The sequence below is a fragment of the Enterobacter sp. PL_is511 genome (assembly GCF_055816065.1).
Genome location: NZ_JBVPGP010000021.1, coordinates 168570 through 184186, shown reverse-complemented (window position 1 = coordinate 184186; position 15617 = coordinate 168570). Strand labels below are relative to the sequence as shown.

Here is a 15617-nt window from a genome sequence, read left to right as displayed (position 1 = left end):
AACGACTTATGAAACTAAAGACCACATTGTTCGGCAATGTTTATCAGTTTAAGGATGTGAAAGAGGTGCTGGCAAAAGCCAACGAACTGCGTTCGGGGGATGTGCTGGCAGGGGTAGCTGCAATCAGTTCGCAGGAGCGCGTGGCGGCCAAGCAGGTGCTGTCAGAAATGACGGTGGCGGATATCCGCAATAACCCGGTGATTTCCTATGAAGAGGACTGCGTCACGCGTCTGATTCAGGATGACGTCAACGAAACGGCCTATAACCGCATCAAAAACTGGAGCATCAGCGAACTGCGCGAGTACGTGCTGAGCGATGAAACCTCCGTTGATGACATTGCGTTTACGCGTAAAGGGTTAACGTCGGAAGTGGTCGCCGCGGTAGCAAAAATCTGCTCTAACGCGGACCTGATCTACGGCGGTAAGAAAATGCCGGTGATCAAAAAGGCCAACACCACTATTGGTCTGCCTGGCACTTTCAGCTGTCGTTTACAGCCGAACGACACCCGTGATGACGTGCAGAGTATTGCGGCACAAATCTACGAGGGACTCTCCTTCGGTGCGGGCGATGCGGTAATTGGCGTAAACCCGGTGACGGATGATGTGGAAAACTTAAGCCGCGTACTGGATACCGTGTACGGCGTTATCGATAAATTCAACATCCCGACCCAGGGCTGCGTACTGGCACACGTTACCACCCAGATCGAAGCGATCCGTCGCGGCGCGCCGGGCGGGCTGATTTTCCAGAGTATCTGCGGCAGCGAGAAAGGCTTAAAAGAGTTCGGCGTTGAGCTGGCGATGCTGGATGAAGCACGCGCAGTGGGCGCGGAGTTTAACCGCATCGCCGGTGAAAACTGCCTGTACTTCGAAACCGGACAAGGGTCTGCGCTCTCCGCAGGCGCTAACTTCGGTGCCGATCAGGTGACGATGGAAGCGCGTAACTACGGGCTGGCGCGTCACTACGATCCGTTTCTGGTGAACACCGTGGTGGGCTTTATCGGGCCGGAGTATCTGTACAACGATCGTCAGATTATTCGAGCGGGTCTGGAAGATCACTTTATGGGCAAGCTGAGTGGCATCTCAATGGGCTGCGACTGCTGCTACACCAACCATGCTGATGCTGACCAGAACCTCAACGAAAACCTGATGATTCTGCTCGCCACCGCTGGCTGCAACTACATCATGGGCATGCCGCTCGGTGACGACATCATGCTCAACTATCAGACCACCGCCTTTCACGATACCGCCACCGTCCGTCAGTTGCTGAATTTACGGCCGTCGCCGGAGTTTGAACGCTGGCTGGAAACCATGGGCATTATGGCAAACGGTCGCCTGACCAAACGGGCGGGCGATCCGTCACTGTTCTTCTGATGACGCGGGGATGACACACGATGGATCAAAAACAGATTGAAGAAATTGTACGCAGCGTTATGGCGTCAATGGGAGAGTCGCAGCCGCAGGCGCAAGCGTCGTCACCTGAAGAGAAATGTAGCACCGCGCAGTGTGCTGCACCAACGGGTGAAAGCTGTGCAATGGATTTAGGCTCAGCCGAGGCCAAAGCGTGGATTGGCGTTGAGAACCCGCATCGCGCAGAGGTGTTGACCGAGCTGCGTCGCAGCACCGCCGCGCGTGTATGTACCGGCCGTGCCGGTCCACGCCCGCGCACTCAGGCGCTGCTGCGTTTCCTGGCCGATCACTCGCGTTCAAAAGACACGGTGTTGAAAGAAGTGCCCGAAGAGTGGGTAAAAGCCCAGGGGCTGCTGGAAGTACGCTCGGAAATCAGTGACAAAAACCTGTACCTGACGCGCCCGGATCTGGGGCGTCGTCTGAGTGCGGAAGCCATTGAAGCGCTGAAATCACAGTGTGTAATGAACCCGGATGTGCAGGTGATTATCTCTGATGGCCTGTCTACCGACGCCATCACCGCCAACTACGAAGAGATCCTGCCGCCGCTGTTGTCGGGCTTAAAACAGGCCGGATTGAAGGTTGGGACACCGTTCTTTGTTCGCTATGGTCGCGTGAAAATCGAAGATCAGATCGGCGAACTGCTTGGTGCGAAAGCGGTGATCCTGCTGGTTGGGGAACGTCCGGGCCTTGGCCAGTCTGAAAGCCTTTCCTGCTATGCCGTCTATTCGCCGCGCGTGGCGACGACCGTTGAAGCTGACCGTACCTGTATCTCGAATATTCACCAGGGCGGTACGCCACCGGTTGAAGCGGCGGCGGTGATTGTGGATTTGGCCAGGCGCATGCTGGAGCAAAAAGCATCCGGCATCAATATGACCCGTTAAGGAGGCATCATGCCAGCATTAGATTTGATTAGACCTTCAGTCACCGCAATGCGCGTGATTGCCTCGGTAAATGACGGTTTTGCCCGTGAACTTAAATTACCGCCACATATACGTAGCCTTGGACTCATCACAGCAGATTCTGATGACGTGGCGTATATTGCCGCAGACGAAGCGACAAAACAGGCAATGGTCGAAGTGGTTTATGGCCGCTCGCTGTATGCCGGCGCGGCGCACAGCCCCTCTCCAACCTCGGGCGAAGTGTTGATTATGCTCGGGGGGCCAAACCCGGCCGAAGTTCGCGCAGGTCTGGACGCGATGGTGGCCAATATTGAAAGCGGTGCGGCTTTCCAGTGGGCAAATGACGCAGAAGATACCGCTTTCCTGGCGCATGTGGTTTCGCGCACCGGGTCGTATCTCTCGGCGACCGCAGGATGCCGACCTGGCGATCCGATGGCGTATCTGGTGGCGCCGCCGCTGGAGGCGACGTTGGGTATTGATGCTGCGCTGAAATCTGCCGATGTGCAGATTGTCACCTATGTGCCGCCACCGTCAGAAACCAACTATTCGGCCGCGTTTTTGACCGGTAGCCAGGCCGCCTGTAAAGCCGCCTGTAACGCCTTTGCTGATGCCGTGCTGGATATTGCCCGTAATCCAGTCCAGCGCGCGTAAGAGAGGTGGTGATGATCAATGCACTGGGATTACTGGAAGTGGATGGCATGGTGGCTGCCGTCGACGCGGCAGATGCCATGTTGAAAGCCGCTAACGTGCGTCTGCTGAGCCACGAAGTGCTCGATCCTGGCCGGCTGACGCTGGTGGTGGAAGGCGATCTGGCTGCGTGCCGCGCAGCGCTGGATGCCGGCAGCGCTGCCGCAGCGCGTACAGGCCGTGTTATCAGCCGTAAGGAAATAGGCCGGCCGGACGATGACACCCAGTGGCTGATCGGCGGTTTTACGCGCCAGCCGAAGAAACCAGAACAGAAGCCAGAAGTGAAAACAGAGGTAAATCCGCAGAAGACGCAGGATGCCCCGTTGACGTCTGAATCCTCTGAGCAACTTCTGGCGCTGTTGGCATCGGTCCGTCAAGGAATGACGGCAGGGGAAGTGGCTGCCCACTTTGGCTGGTCACTTGATGAAGCCAGAAAGGCGCTGGAACAGCTCTTTTCTCACGGAGCGTTGCGTAAACGCAGTAGTCGCTATCGCTTAAAAAATTAATCTGTCGGAGGGCCGGGGGCTTCGTGGAGGCTTCCGGCTTAAAAGATCATGAAAAAGACCCGAACTGCAAACCTGCACCATCTTTATCATGAAGCATTACCCGAAGACGTTAAACTTACGCCGAAAGTGGAGGTGGACAACGTTCATCAGCGGCGCACAACGGATGTGTATGAGCATGCGCTGACGATTACCGCCTGGCAGCAAATCTACGACCAGCTGCATCCGGGAAAATTTCATGGCGAGTTCACGGAAATCCTGCTCGACGATATTCAGGTGTTCCGTGAATACACCGGACTGGCGCTGCGTCAGTCATGTCTTGTCTGGCCGAACTCGTTCTGGTTTGGTATTCCGGCCACGCGCGGCGAACAGGGATTTATTGGCACCCAGTGTCTGGGTAACGCTGAAATTGCCACCCGCCCGGGCGGGACGGAGTTTGAACTGAGTACGCCAGATGATTACACCATTCTGGGCGTCGTTATTTCGGAAGAGGCGATTGCCCGTCAGGCCAACTTCCTGCATAACCCGGAAAGGGTGATGCATATGCTGCGTAACCAGTCGGCGCTGGAAGTGAAAGAACAACACAAAGCTGCTCTATGGGGATTTGTGCAGCAGGCGCTGGCGACATTTAGCGAGAATCCGGTAAACCTCCATCAACCTGCGGTACGCAAAGTGCTGGGCGATAACCTGCTGCTGGCGATGGGCACAATGCTGGAAGAAGCGCAGCCGATAATCACGGCCGAGAGTATCAGCCATCAGAGCTATCGTCGCCTGCTGTCGCGTGCGCGCGAATATGTGCTGGAAAATATGTCAGAGCCGCTGACCGTACTTGACCTGTGTAATCAGTTGCACGTCAGCCGTCGGACGCTGCAAAACGCCTTTCACACGATACTCGGAATTGGTCCGAATGCCTGGTTAAAACGTATTCGTCTGAACGCCGTGCGTCGCGAGCTGATAAGCCCGTGGTCGCAAAGCGTGACGGTAAAAGACGCCGCCATGCAGTGGGGATTCTGGCATTTGGGGCAGTTTGCCACTGACTATCAGCAATTGTTTGCGGAGAAACCGTCGTTGACGCTGCATCAGCGTATGCGCCAGTGGGCGTGATGACATTATTGTGCCGGGTACGACGCTTTGCGCCTTATCCAGCCTGCGGGGCGGTGCCTCAGTCGTTGCAGGCCTGATAAGGCGCTAGCCGTCATCAGGTCAGGTAAACTACACCCAGTCGCGGATCTGAATAAACTCGCTAAGGGCGGCTTCCGGGCTGTTCGCTTCCGGCTGCCAGTCATATTCCCAGCGCACCAGCGGCGGCATCGACATTAAAATCGACTCCGTGCGTCCGCCGGTCTGCAGACCGAACAGCGTCCCGCGATCCCACACCAGATTAAATTCCACGTAGCGCCCCCGACGGTAGAGCTGGAACTCACGTTCGCGCACGCCATAGTTGGTGTTTTTACGGCGTTCGACAATCGGCAGGTACGCGTCGGTATAGCCTTCACCCACCGCGCGCATAAAGCTGAACGCGGTATCAAAATCCGGCGTGTTGAGATCGTCAAAGAACAGCCCGCCGATGCCGCGCTGCTCGTCGCGGTGCTTCAGATAAAAGTAGTCGTCGCACCACTTTTTAAATTTCGGGTAGACGTCTTCGCCAAACGGCAGGCAAAGATCCCGCGCGGTGGTGTGCCAGTGCACGGCATCCTCTTCGAAGCCGTAATAGGGCGTTAAGTCGAAACCGCCGCCGAACCACCAGACCGGGTCGGCGCCCGTTTTTTCCGCAATGAAAAAGCGCACGTTGGCGTGGCTGGTGGGCACAAACGGGTTGTGCGGATGCACCACCAGCGAGACGCCCATCGCCTCGAAGCTGCGGCCTGCGAGCTCGGGACGATGTGCCGTCGCAGACGCAGGCAAGGCGTCGCCGTGAACGTGGGAAAAATTCACGCCCGCCTGTTCGAAGATGCCGCCGTTTCGCAGCACGCGGCTGCGCCCGCCGCCTCCGGCTTCGCGCTGCCAGGTATCTTCCTGAAATTCACCGCCGTCTGCGGCGGCCAGTTTCTGGCAGATCTCATCCTGCAGCTGCAGCAGGAAGGTTTTGACCAGTTGAGCATCGGGTTTCATTAACGTTTCCTGGAGTGCGCTTTTTGGTTATCGAACCAGTTGAAGTAACTGATAATGCCGGAGGCGATGGCGTTGGCGATCTTCTGACGAAACGCCGTGGTGCCGAGGAGTCGCTCCTCTTCCGGGTTGGTAATGAAGGAGGTTTCCACCAGCACGGACGGGATGGACGGTGATTTCAGCACCACGAACGCTGCCTGCTCGGTGCCTTTACTGTGCAGACGATGCACTGGCTTAATCTTCTTCAGAATATGCGAGCCGAGCGTCAGGCTGTTTTTGATCGTATCCGTCTGCACGAGGTCGAACAGCACCTGCTGTAGCAGGTGGTCTTTGTCAGTGGCTTTCTTCCCGGCGACTTCATCCGCCCGGTTTTCGCGGTCGGAGAGATATTTTGCCATGGCGCTACTGGCGCCACGGTTGGAAAGCGCAAACACCGAGGCACCGGCCGCAGAAGGGTTGGTAAAGCCGTCGGCGTGGATCGACATAAACAGATCCGCCCCGTGCTGGTGGGCGATCTCTACGCGGTCATACAGCGGAATAAAGGTATCGCCAGAACGCGTCAGACGGGCGTCAATGCCGTTACTGCGTAAAATTGCGCGCACATTTTTTGCAATTGCCAGCACGACGTGTTTTTCTTTCGACCCGTTTTTGCCGATGGCGCCGGTATCAATGCCGCCGTGCCCTGGGTCGAGCATCACCAGACGCTTCGCGCCCGGCTTTTTGGCTTTTGGTTTGCTGTGTCCGTTACTGGTTTTGAGCGTGCTCTCGTCTTTCGCCTGAGCCTGCTTTGCGATGCCCGTTAACGTTAAGGCCGCCAGCCCCGCTTTGAGAACCTGACGACGCGATGTGAGTGCTTTTAATGGTTTGAATGTGCTCATGCGGCCTGAATACTAAAAAATGGGGTCCTGGTGTTATATCGTATCGTGTTTCCCGTTACGACAGTCCATATTGAGAATTGTTTTACTTTTCATTTCAATACGTGACAAAGTGACATTATGCCAAATTTTGGCGAGATTTTCCCCGGTTATTGGCTAAAGGCGTGCTTCGCGCCATAATCACTGTTTTTAAACCCGAAAAGGCGGTTAATACCATGGAGATACGCGTTTTTCGCCAGGAAGATTTCGAAGAGGTGATCACCCTTTGGGAGCGCTGCGATCTGCTGCGTCCGTGGAACGATCCGGAAATGGATATCGAACGTAAGGTGAATCACGACGTCAGTCTGTTTCTGGTCGCGGAAGTTAATGGCGAGGTTGTGGGGACGGTAATGGGCGGTTACGACGGCCACCGCGGCTCGGCCTATTATCTGGGCGTTCACCCGGAATACCGTGGCCGCGGCATTGCCAATGCGCTGCTGAACCGACTTGAGAAGAAGCTGATCGCCCGCGGCTGCCCAAAAATCCAGATCATGGTGCGGGAAGATAACGACGTCGTGCTGGGCATGTATGAGCGTCTGGGCTATGAACATGCTGACGTGCTGACTTTGGGCAAGCGTCTGATCGAAGATGAAGAGTACTGAGATCCATCCGGCTGACTTTGACGCGCAGGGCCGCGTCAGGCTGCCCTTTTTATTCTGGTGCGTTCTGCTGCTCCAGGCCCGGACCTGGGTGCTGTTTGTGATGGCCGCCGCGTCGCGCGGGCAGGGCGACACGCTGTTGAATCTCTTTTACCCCGATCACGACGCCTTCTGGCTCGGACTACTGCCGGGCGTACCGGCGGTGGTGGCGTTTTTGTGCAGCGGCCGGCGGCAGGCGATCCCGCGTTTGTGGCGCGCGCTTCGCGGGCTGCTGATCCTTGCCCAGATTGCGCTGCTCTTCTGGCAGCCGGTACTCTGGTGGTTCGGTGAGCCGCTAACGGGCATCGGTATTGCGCTGGTGGTGGCCGATATTGTGGCGCTGCTGTGGCTGCTGACAAACCCGCGTCTTCGCGCCTGTTTTGCGCCTCAGGATGATTAATCCGGCACTTTTTGCCGATGTCGCACTCCAACAAGCGTTGATTTAATTAGAAAGGACGTTTCAATGAAATCGCTGCGTTTACTTTTATGCGCTCTCCCGCTGGCATTGACCGGCTGTTCGACGCTCTCCTCCATTAACTGGTCCGCCGCGTATCCGTGGAACTGGTTTGGCTCATCAACGGAAGTGACCGAGCAGGGCGTGGGGAAAATTACCGCCGCGACGGCGCTGGATCAGAATGCTATTCAGGATGCGCTCAGCAGCGATTACCGCCTGCGCAGCGGCATGAAAACAGAGAATGGCAATATAGTGCGCTATTACGAAGCGCTGAAGGGCGACAAGCTGGCACTGGTGATCAACGGTGACAAAGGCACGGTAAACCGGATTGCCGTCATGGATGAAGATATTCCGACCGCCAGCGGCGTGAAGGTCGGGACCCCGTTTAGCGATCTTTATAAGCAGGCTTTTGGCAATTGCACCAGCGTGCCGTCTGACGACAAGGTCGCGGTGGAATGTAAGGCGGAAGGCAGCCAGCACATCAGCTATGTCTTCACCGGAACCTGGAGCGGACCGGAAGGACTGATGCCGTCTGACGACACGCTCAAGAGCTGGAAAGTGAGCAAAATACTCTGGAAGCAGTAATTTGCGCCTGAACAAACCGCCTCGCTGAAATCCGGGTATAATACCCGCCATCAATGCCACGCTGACGTGGCATCTTTATTTCAGGAGGAGCGATGTCTCAGGTTCAGAGTGGCATTTTGCCAGAACATTGCCGCGCGGCGATTTGGATTGAAGCCAATGTTAAAGGGGACGTGGATGCCCTGCGTGCGGCCAGTAAAGCGTTTGTTGATAAGCTGGCCACCTTCCAGGCCAAATTCCCGGAAGCCCACCTCGGCGCCGTTGTTGCCTTTGGCAATAATGTCTGGCGTCAGCTGAGCGGTGGCGAAGGGGCGGAAGAGCTGAAAGACTTCATCCCTTACGGCAAAGGTCTGGCACCTGCGACCCAATATGATGTGCTGATCCACATTCTCTCCCTGCGTCACGACGTGAACTTTTCCGTTGCCCAGGCCGCTGTGGCGGCCTTTGGCGACAGCATTGAAGTGCAGGAAGAGGTTCACGGCTTCCGCTGGGTGGAAGAGCGCGATCTGAGCGGCTTCGTCGACGGGACGGAAAACCCGGCGGGTGAAGAGGTTCGTCGCGACGTGGCGGTGATTAAAGACGGCGTGGACGCGGGCGGCAGCTACGTGTTCGTTCAGCGCTGGGAGCACAACCTCAAGCAGCTTAACCGCATGAGCGTGCACGACCAGGAGATGATGATTGGTCGTACTAAAGAAGCCAACGAAGAGATCGACGGCGATGACCGTCCCGTTACCTCGCACCTGACCCGCGTTGACCTCAAGGAAGACGGCAAAGGGCTGAAGATTGTTCGTCAGAGCCTGCCGTACGGTACCGCAAGCGGCACGCACGGCCTCTACTTCTGCGCCTACTGCGCGCGCCTGTATAACATTGAGCAGCAACTGCTGAGCATGTTCGGCGATACCGACGGTAAGCGCGACGCCATGCTGCGCTTCACCAAACCGGTGACCGGCGGCTACTACTTTGCGCCGTCCGTTGAGCGTCTGCTGGCGCTGTAATAGCCTTTCTCCCTCTCCCTGTGGGAGAGGGCTGGGGTGAGGGCATCAGGCCGCACCCCTTATTCCCTTTTCTGCTTCTAAATCACCAAACGGTATATAAAACCGTTACTCCTTTCATCCCCGTTATAAATATTATGACTATAAGATAGTCATCACATTTATAAGGGTGCGCAATGGCCGTTACTGTACTAAAAAAAGGAACTCTGGCGCTGGCAGGTTTACTGCTGGTGGCACAGGCGCAGGCGACTGAACTGTTAAACAGTTCGTATGACGTCTCCCGCGAGCTGTTTGCCGCCCTTAACCCACCGTTCGAACAGCAGTGGGCGAAAGACAATAACGGCGATAAGCTGACCATCAAGCAGTCCCACGCCGGGTCGTCCAAGCAGGCGCTGGCGATTTTGCAGGGCCTGAAAGCGGATGTGGTGACCTACAACCAGGTCACTGACGTGCAGATTCTGCACGACAAAGGCAAGCTGCTTCCGGCCGACTGGCAGAGCCGTCTGCCGAACAACAGCTCGCCGTTCTACTCCACCATGGGCTTCCTGGTCCGTAAGGGCAACCCGAAGAATATCCACGACTGGAGCGACCTGGTCCGTTCCGACGTGAAGCTGATTTTCCCGAACCCAAAAACTTCCGGTAACGCGCGTTATACCTATTTAGCCGCGTGGGGCGCGGCGGACAAGGCTGACGGTAACGATAAAGCCAAAACCGAGCAGTTCATGACCCAGTTCCTGAAAAATGTCGAAGTGTTTGATACCGGCGGCCGTGGGGCGACCACGACCTTCGCAGAACGCGGTCTCGGCGATGTGCTGATCAGCTTCGAGTCGGAAGTGAACAACATCCGCAAACAGTACGAAGCGCAGGGCTTCGAGGTGGTTATCCCGAAAACCAACATTCTGGCCGAATTCCCGGTCGCATGGGTGGATAAAAACGTGCAGGCAAACGGTACCGAGAAAGCGGCAAAAGCCTATCTCAACTACCTGTACAGCCCTCAGGCGCAGACCATCATTACCGATTACTACTACCGCGTGAACAACCCGGACGTAATGAACAAACTGAAAGATAAATTCCCGCAGACCGCGCTGTTCCGCGTGGAAGATCATTTTGGCTCCTGGCCTGATGTGATGAAAACGCATTTTGCCAGCGGCGGTGAGTTAGACAAACTGCTGGCGGCGGGGCATAAGTAATGTTTGCAGTTTCGACAAAACGCGTGCTGCCGGGCTTTACCTTAAGCCTCGGGACCAGCCTGCTGTTCGTCTGCCTGATCCTGCTGTTGCCGCTCAGCGCGCTGGTGATGCAGCTTGCGCAGATGAGCTGGGCGCAGTACTGGGACGTGGTCACCAACCCGCAGGTGGTGGCGGCCTATAAGGTGACGCTGCTGTCGGCGTTTGTCGCCTCCATTTTTAACGGCGTGTTTGGCCTGCTGATGGCGTGGATTTTAACCCGCTATCGCTTCCCGGGCCGCACGCTGCTTGACGCTCTGATGGATCTGCCGTTTGCGCTGCCGACGGCGGTGGCGGGCTTAACCCTCGCGTCGCTCTTCTCCGTGAACGGGCTGTACGGCGAGTGGCTGGCGAAATTTGACATCAAGGTGACCTATACCTGGCTCGGTATCGCGGTGGCGATGGCCTTTACCAGCATCCCGTTTGTGGTCCGTACCGTGCAGCCGGTGCTGGAAGAGCTGGGTCCGGAATACGAAGAAGCGGCGGAAACGCTGGGCGCCACGCGCTGGCAGAGCTTCCGCAAGGTGGTGCTGCCGGAGCTCTCTCCGGCGCTGATGGCGGGCGTCGCGCTGTCGTTTACCCGCAGCCTCGGCGAGTTCGGCGCCGTGATTTTTATCGCCGGGAACATCGCCTGGAAAACGGAAGTCACTTCGCTGATGATTTTCATCCGTTTGCAGGAGTTTGATTATCCGGCGGCGAGCGCAATTGCCTCGGTGATCCTCGCAGCCTCGCTGCTGCTGCTGTACTCAATTAACACTCTGCAAAGTCGCTTTGGTCGACGTGTGGTAGGTCACTGATGGCGGAAGTTACGCAATTGAAGCGATACGATGCACCCCGCATCAACTGGGGTAAATGGTTTCTGATTGGGGCGGGCGTGCTGGTTTCCGCCCTCATTCTCGTCGTGCCGACGGTTTATATCTTCGTTCAGGCGTTCAGCAAGGGCCTGATGCCCGCGCTGGAAAACCTGGCAGACCCGGATATGCTGCATGCCATCTGGTTGACCGTAATGATTGCGTTGATCACCGTGCCGGTGAACCTGGTGTTCGGGACTCTGCTGGCCTGGCTGGTGACGCGCTTTAACTTCCCGGGACGTCAGCTGCTGCTGACCCTGCTGGATATTCCTTTCGCCGTATCGCCGGTGGTGGCGGGTCTGGTGTACCTGCTCTTTTACGGCTCCAACGGCCCGCTTGGCGGCTGGCTGGATGCGCATAACCTGCAGATCATGTTCGCCTGGCCGGGTATGGTGCTGGTTACCATCTTCGTGACCTGTCCATTTGTGGTGCGCGAGCTGGTGCCGGTGATGTTAAGCCAGGGGAGCAACGAAGACGAAGCGGCGGTGCTGCTGGGGGCTTCGGGCTGGCAGATGTTCCGCCGCGTGACGCTGCCGAACATTCGCTGGGCGCTGCTTTACGGCGTGGTGCTGACCAACGCCCGCGCGATTGGCGAGTTCGGTGCCGTTTCCGTTGTTTCCGGTTCCATTCGCGGTGAAACCCTGTCGCTGCCGCTACAGATTGAATTGCTGCAGCAGGACTACAACACCATCGGCGCGTTTACTGCCGCAGCGTTGCTGACGCTGATGGCCATTTTGACCCTGTTTTTGAAGAGTGTGGTGCAGTGGCGTTTAGAAAATCAGGAAAAACGTCAGCATCAGGAGGGAAATCATGAGCATTGAGATTGCCAATATTAAGAAGTCTTTTGGTCGCACCCAGGTGCTGAATGATATCTCGCTGGATATCCCTTCCGGACAAATGGTGGCGCTGCTGGGGCCGTCTGGCTCGGGTAAAACTACGCTGCTGCGTATTATCGCCGGGCTTGAGCATCAGACCAGCGGGCATATCCGCTTTCACGGCACCGACGTGAGCCGCCTGCATGCCCGCGATCGTAAAGTAGGTTTTGTGTTCCAGCATTACGCGCTGTTCCGCCACATGACCGTGTTCGACAACATCGCGTTTGGCCTGACCGTGCTGCCGCGTCGCGAGCGCCCGGATGCAGCAACCATTAAGGCGAAGGTGACCAAACTGCTGGAGATGGTGCAGCTGGCTCATCTGGCGGATCGTTTCCCGGCCCAGCTGTCCGGCGGGCAGAAACAGCGCGTGGCGCTGGCGCGTGCGCTGGCCGTTGAGCCGCAAATTCTGCTGCTGGATGAACCTTTCGGCGCGCTGGATGCACAGGTGCGTAAAGAGCTGCGCCGCTGGCTGCGTCAGCTCCATGAAGAGCTGAAATTCACCAGCGTCTTCGTGACCCATGACCAGGAAGAGGCGATGGAAGTCGCGGATCGCGTGGTGGTCATGAGCCAGGGCAACATTGAGCAGGTTGACGAGCCGGAGCAGCTCTGGCGCGAACCGGCGACCCGCTTCGTGCTGGAGTTTATGGGCGAGGTAAACCGTCTTCAGGGTACTATTCGCGGTGGGCAGTTCCACGTGGGCGCGCACCGCTGGCCGCTGGGCTATACCTCCGCGCATCAGGGACCGGTCGATCTGTTCCTGCGTCCGTGGGAAGTGGACGTGAGCCGCCGAACCAGCCTGGATTCACCGCTGCCGGTGCAGGTGCTGGAAGCTAGCCCTAAAGGTCACTACACCCAATTGGTGGTACAGCCCCTGGGCTGGTATACCGAGCCGCTGACCGTGGTCATGCGCGACGACGTGCCGCCGCACCGGGGAGAGCGCCTGTTTGTCGGTCTGCAGCACGCCCGTATCTATCACGGCAAGGAGCGCATCGAGACGCGCGAGGATATTGCTCTCGCGGAGTCAGCCTGATAGGTTATTAGGATGTTTATCGCCCGGTGGCACTGCGCTTACCGGGCCTACAGTTATCACTGCGTCTTGTAGGCCGGGATCGCTGCGCGCGCCCGGCTTTTTTATTGAGTAAAAAACGTGAATACACTCGAAAACACCATCGGCAACACGCCTCTGGTCAAGCTTCAGCGCATGGGGCCAGACAACGGCAGCGAAATCTGGGTCAAACTCGAAGGCAATAACCCGGCGGGGTCGGTGAAAGACCGCGCGGCGCTGTCGATGATTGTCCAGGCCGAAAAGCGCGGCGAGATTAAGCCGGGCGACGTGCTGATTGAAGCCACCAGCGGCAACACCGGTATCGCGCTGGCGATGATTGCGGCGCTGAAAGGCTATCGCATGAAGCTGCTGATGCCGGACAACATGAGCCAGGAGCGCCGCGCCGCGATGCGTGCCTACGGAGCCGAGCTGATTCTGGTGACCAAAGAGCAGGGGATGGAAGGCGCGCGCGACCTGGCGTTAGAAATGGCCGAGCGCGGCGAAGGTAAACTGCTCGATCAGTTTAATAACCCGGACAACCCGTACGCGCACTACACCACCACCGGCCCGGAAATCTGGCAGCAAACCGACGGGCGTATCACCCATTTTGTCTCCAGCATGGGTACCACCGGCACTATTACCGGGGTATCGCGCTTTCTGCGCGAGCAGGATAAAGCCGTCACCATTGTCGGCCTGCAGCCGGAAGAGGGGAGCAGCATTCCGGGCATTCGCCGCTGGCCTGCGGAGTATATGCCCGGCATCTTTAATGCGCAGCTTGTGGACCTGGTGCTGGATCTTCACCAGCGCGAGGCGGAAAATACCATGCGTGAGCTGGCCGTGCGCGAAGGCATCTTCTGCGGCGTCAGCTCGGGCGGCGCGGTAGCGGGTGCGATTCGGGTAGCAAAGGCAAATCCGGGCGCGGTGGTGGTGGCGATTATTTGCGATCGCGGCGATCGCTATCTGTCTACCGGCGTCTTTGGTGAAGAGAGTTATTCGCAGGGGGCGGGGATTTAAGCGTCATGGAGATGATTCTATTCCGGGATAATACCCGGGCGCAGCAAACCGATATTGTCGCCGTGCAGTCGCAGGTGGTTTACGGCAGCGTGGGGAACAGCATTGCGGTACCGAATATTCGAACCCACAGGCTGAACGTCACCGCCGTGCCGACGGTACTGTTTAGCAACACGCCGCACTACGACACATTTTATGGTGGAGTGATCCCCGACGAGTGGTTCAGCGGTTACCTGAAGGCGCTGGAAGAGCGCGAGATCCTGCGCGAGCTTAAGGCGGTCACTACCGGCTATATGGGAAATGCCAGCCAGATCGTCCTGCTGGCGCAGTGGCTGAAGGCGGTCAAAGCGCAGCATCCCGACCTGCTGGTGCTGGTCGACCCGGTTATCGGCGATATCGACAGCGGAATGTACGTGAAGCCCGAGATCCCCGAAGCGTATCGGGAGCACCTGCTGCCGCTGGCGCAGGGGATCACGCCAAACGTCTTTGAACTGGAAGTGTTAAGCGGCAAACCGTGCCGTACGCCGGAAAGCGCCATCGCGGCGGCACAGGGACTGCTCTCTGACAGCCTGAAGTGGGTGGCGATCACCAGCGCGCCGGTCGCTGACGACCCGCAAAACATCCACGTGGTGCTGGTGACGAATGAAGGCGTGACCGTCAGCGCGCATCCGCGGGTAGAAACCAATCTGAAAGGGACGGGAGACCTGTTCTGTTCAGAGCTGGTGAGCGGCATTGTTGAGGGGAAAACCGTTGCCGATGCCATTCGCATGGCCGGCGATCGGGTGACGGACGTGATGCTTTATACCCAGTCGAAAGGCTACGACGAGCTCATTCTTCCCGCATAAACAAAAATGGCGCCCGAAGGCGCCATTTTTCTGTGCGGCAAGAATTACTTCTTGATGCGGATAACCGGGGTTTCACCCACGGTGACGCTGCCAGACAGTTTGATCAGTTCTTTGATTTCGTCCATGTTGGAGATAACAACCGGTGTCAGGGTAGACTTGGCTTTTTCTTCCAGCAGTGGCAGATCGAATTCAATCACCGGGTCGCCAACTTTCACACGCTGGCCTTCTTCCGCGATACGTTTGAAGCCTTCGCCTTTCAGTTCAACGGTGTCGATACCGAAGTGAACGAACAGTTCGATACCGCTATCAGATTCGATAGAGAACGCATGGTTGGTTTCAAAAATTTTACCGATGGTGCCGTCAACTGGAGCAACCATTTTGTTGCCAGTTGGTTTGATAGCGATGCCATCACCAACGATTTTCTCAGCAAACACTACATCCGGCACGTCTTCGATGTTGACGATCTCGCCGGAGAGCGGAGCAACAATCTCAATAGTTCCGGAGTCTTTTTTATCATCAGAAACCAGAGATTTCAGTTTATCGAACAAACCCATGATCTTCTCCTAAGCAGTAAATTGGG

At 57.1% G+C, this 15617-nt stretch carries 18 protein-coding genes; 15 read left to right on the top strand and 3 right to left on the bottom strand.

The window, feature by feature from the left end:
• Positions 1-8 precede the first annotated feature (8 nt).
• The 5 genes from eutB to eutR are packed head-to-tail and all read left to right on the top strand — an operon-like array spanning position 9 to position 4599.
• A complete protein-coding gene (gene eutB / locus AC0TN7_RS10245) occupies positions 9-1370 on the top strand; it encodes an ethanolamine ammonia-lyase subunit alpha (RefSeq protein ID WP_473702121.1) in 1362 nt (453 codons plus the stop codon).
• A gap of 20 nt (positions 1371-1390) precedes the next feature.
• On the top strand, positions 1391-2287 hold the full coding sequence (eutC, locus tag AC0TN7_RS10240) for an ethanolamine ammonia-lyase subunit EutC (RefSeq protein ID WP_024907598.1): 897 nt from the start codon (positions 1391-1393) through the stop codon (positions 2285-2287).
• 9 nt (positions 2288-2296) lie between these two features.
• A complete protein-coding gene (gene eutL, locus AC0TN7_RS10235; protein WP_024907599.1) occupies positions 2297-2956 on the top strand; it encodes an ethanolamine utilization microcompartment protein EutL in 660 nt (219 codons plus the stop codon).
• 11 nt (positions 2957-2967) lie between these two features.
• Positions 2968-3498: an ethanolamine utilization microcompartment protein EutK gene (gene eutK, locus AC0TN7_RS10230; RefSeq protein WP_024907600.1), complete on the top strand. Its 531-nt coding sequence runs from the start codon at positions 2968-2970 to the stop codon at positions 3496-3498.
• A gap of 48 nt (positions 3499-3546) precedes the next feature.
• Complete coding sequence (eutR, locus tag AC0TN7_RS10225) at positions 3547-4599, top strand: HTH-type transcriptional regulator EutR (protein ID WP_090420076.1); 1053 nt, start codon at positions 3547-3549, stop codon at positions 4597-4599.
• 108 nt (positions 4600-4707) lie between these two features.
• Here the strand turns inward: eutR and hemF are convergent, their stop codons facing one another.
• The gene (gene hemF, locus AC0TN7_RS10220; protein ID WP_473702120.1) at positions 4708-5607 is read right to left on the bottom strand and encodes an oxygen-dependent coproporphyrinogen oxidase; all 900 of its coding nucleotides are present in this window, start codon (positions 5605-5607) and stop codon (positions 4708-4710) included.
• Positions 5607-6482 (bottom strand): N-acetylmuramoyl-L-alanine amidase AmiA, encoded by an 876-nt coding sequence (amiA, locus tag AC0TN7_RS10215; RefSeq protein ID WP_024907603.1) that lies wholly within the window; start codon positions 6480-6482, stop codon positions 5607-5609. The genes hemF and amiA overlap by 1 nt, the downstream gene beginning before the upstream one ends.
• Before the next feature lie 212 nt (positions 6483-6694).
• Between amiA and AC0TN7_RS10210 the strand changes: the two genes are divergently transcribed.
• The 10 genes from AC0TN7_RS10210 (at position 6695) to pdxK (ending at position 15037) form a co-directional block, all read left to right on the top strand.
• Positions 6695-7120: a GNAT family acetyltransferase gene (locus AC0TN7_RS10210; RefSeq protein WP_024907604.1), complete on the top strand. Its 426-nt coding sequence runs from the start codon at positions 6695-6697 to the stop codon at positions 7118-7120.
• Positions 7107-7556 carry a DUF2919 domain-containing protein gene (locus tag AC0TN7_RS10205; protein WP_208763133.1) on the top strand — a complete coding sequence of 150 codons (450 nt, stop codon included), beginning with the start codon at positions 7107-7109 and terminating at the stop codon, positions 7554-7556. Before AC0TN7_RS10210 ends, AC0TN7_RS10205 begins: the two co-directional genes overlap by 14 nt.
• A 63-nt stretch (positions 7557-7619) precedes the next feature.
• On the top strand, positions 7620-8195 hold the full coding sequence (locus AC0TN7_RS10200) for an RpoE-regulated lipoprotein (protein ID WP_032659315.1): 576 nt from the start codon (positions 7620-7622) through the stop codon (positions 8193-8195).
• A gap of 92 nt (positions 8196-8287) precedes the next feature.
• The gene (locus tag AC0TN7_RS10195; protein ID WP_023332959.1) at positions 8288-9187 is read left to right on the top strand and encodes a Dyp-type peroxidase; all 900 of its coding nucleotides are present in this window, start codon (positions 8288-8290) and stop codon (positions 9185-9187) included.
• A gap of 173 nt (positions 9188-9360) precedes the next feature.
• Complete coding sequence (locus AC0TN7_RS10190) at positions 9361-10374, top strand: sulfate ABC transporter substrate-binding protein (RefSeq protein WP_032646709.1); 1014 nt, start codon at positions 9361-9363, stop codon at positions 10372-10374.
• Positions 10374-11207, top strand: a complete 834-nt coding sequence (gene cysT, locus AC0TN7_RS10185; RefSeq protein WP_004123378.1) for a sulfate/thiosulfate ABC transporter permease CysT — start codon at positions 10374-10376, stop codon at positions 11205-11207. The genes AC0TN7_RS10190 and cysT overlap by 1 nt, the downstream gene beginning before the upstream one ends.
• Positions 11207-12082 (top strand): sulfate/thiosulfate ABC transporter permease CysW, encoded by an 876-nt coding sequence (gene cysW, locus AC0TN7_RS10180; protein WP_032646707.1) that lies wholly within the window; start codon positions 11207-11209, stop codon positions 12080-12082. Before cysT ends, cysW begins: the two co-directional genes overlap by 1 nt.
• Positions 12072-13166 carry a sulfate/thiosulfate ABC transporter ATP-binding protein CysA gene (gene cysA / locus AC0TN7_RS10175; protein WP_008501607.1) on the top strand — a complete coding sequence of 365 codons (1095 nt, stop codon included), beginning with the start codon at positions 12072-12074 and terminating at the stop codon, positions 13164-13166. Before cysW ends, cysA begins: the two co-directional genes overlap by 11 nt.
• A 117-nt stretch (positions 13167-13283) precedes the next feature.
• A complete protein-coding gene (gene cysM / locus AC0TN7_RS10170; protein WP_061714682.1) occupies positions 13284-14195 on the top strand; it encodes a cysteine synthase CysM in 912 nt (303 codons plus the stop codon).
• 5 nt (positions 14196-14200) lie between these two features.
• A complete protein-coding gene (gene pdxK, locus AC0TN7_RS10165; RefSeq protein WP_090420067.1) occupies positions 14201-15037 on the top strand; it encodes a pyridoxine/pyridoxal/pyridoxamine kinase in 837 nt (278 codons plus the stop codon).
• 44 nt (positions 15038-15081) lie between these two features.
• On the opposite strand, the gene crr is transcribed toward pdxK, so the two are convergent.
• On the bottom strand, positions 15082-15591 hold the full coding sequence (gene crr, locus AC0TN7_RS10160) for a PTS glucose transporter subunit IIA (protein ID WP_003861316.1): 510 nt from the start codon (positions 15589-15591) through the stop codon (positions 15082-15084).
• Positions 15592-15617 lie beyond the last annotated feature (26 nt).

Coding starts and splice junctions, on each gene's coding strand:
- hemF (WP_473702120.1), bottom strand. CDS start 5,607: ATGAAACCCGATGCTCAACTGGTCAAAACCTTCCTGCTGCAGCTGCAG.
- AC0TN7_RS10210 (WP_024907604.1), top strand. CDS start 6,695: ATGGAGATACGCGTTTTTCGCCAGGAAGATTTCGAAGAGGTGATCACC.
- cysT (WP_004123378.1), top strand. CDS start 10,374: ATGTTTGCAGTTTCGACAAAACGCGTGCTGCCGGGCTTTACCTTAAGC.
- cysA (WP_008501607.1), top strand. CDS start 12,072: ATGAGCATTGAGATTGCCAATATTAAGAAGTCTTTTGGTCGCACCCAG.
- AC0TN7_RS10200 (WP_032659315.1), top strand. CDS start 7,620: ATGAAATCGCTGCGTTTACTTTTATGCGCTCTCCCGCTGGCATTGACC.
- eutC (WP_024907598.1), top strand. CDS start 1,391: ATGGATCAAAAACAGATTGAAGAAATTGTACGCAGCGTTATGGCGTCA.
- eutL (WP_024907599.1), top strand. CDS start 2,297: ATGCCAGCATTAGATTTGATTAGACCTTCAGTCACCGCAATGCGCGTG.
- crr (WP_003861316.1), bottom strand. CDS start 15,591: ATGGGTTTGTTCGATAAACTGAAATCTCTGGTTTCTGATGATAAAAAA.
- eutR (WP_090420076.1), top strand. CDS start 3,547: ATGAAAAAGACCCGAACTGCAAACCTGCACCATCTTTATCATGAAGCA.
- AC0TN7_RS10195 (WP_023332959.1), top strand. CDS start 8,288: ATGTCTCAGGTTCAGAGTGGCATTTTGCCAGAACATTGCCGCGCGGCG.
- AC0TN7_RS10190 (WP_032646709.1), top strand. CDS start 9,361: ATGGCCGTTACTGTACTAAAAAAAGGAACTCTGGCGCTGGCAGGTTTA.
- eutK (WP_024907600.1), top strand. CDS start 2,968: ATGATCAATGCACTGGGATTACTGGAAGTGGATGGCATGGTGGCTGCC.
- pdxK (WP_090420067.1), top strand. CDS start 14,201: ATGGAGATGATTCTATTCCGGGATAATACCCGGGCGCAGCAAACCGAT.
- cysW (WP_032646707.1), top strand. CDS start 11,207: ATGGCGGAAGTTACGCAATTGAAGCGATACGATGCACCCCGCATCAAC.
- amiA (WP_024907603.1), bottom strand. CDS start 6,482: ATGAGCACATTCAAACCATTAAAAGCACTCACATCGCGTCGTCAGGTT.
- eutB (WP_473702121.1), top strand. CDS start 9: ATGAAACTAAAGACCACATTGTTCGGCAATGTTTATCAGTTTAAGGAT.
- AC0TN7_RS10205 (WP_208763133.1), top strand. CDS start 7,107: ATGAAGAGTACTGAGATCCATCCGGCTGACTTTGACGCGCAGGGCCGC.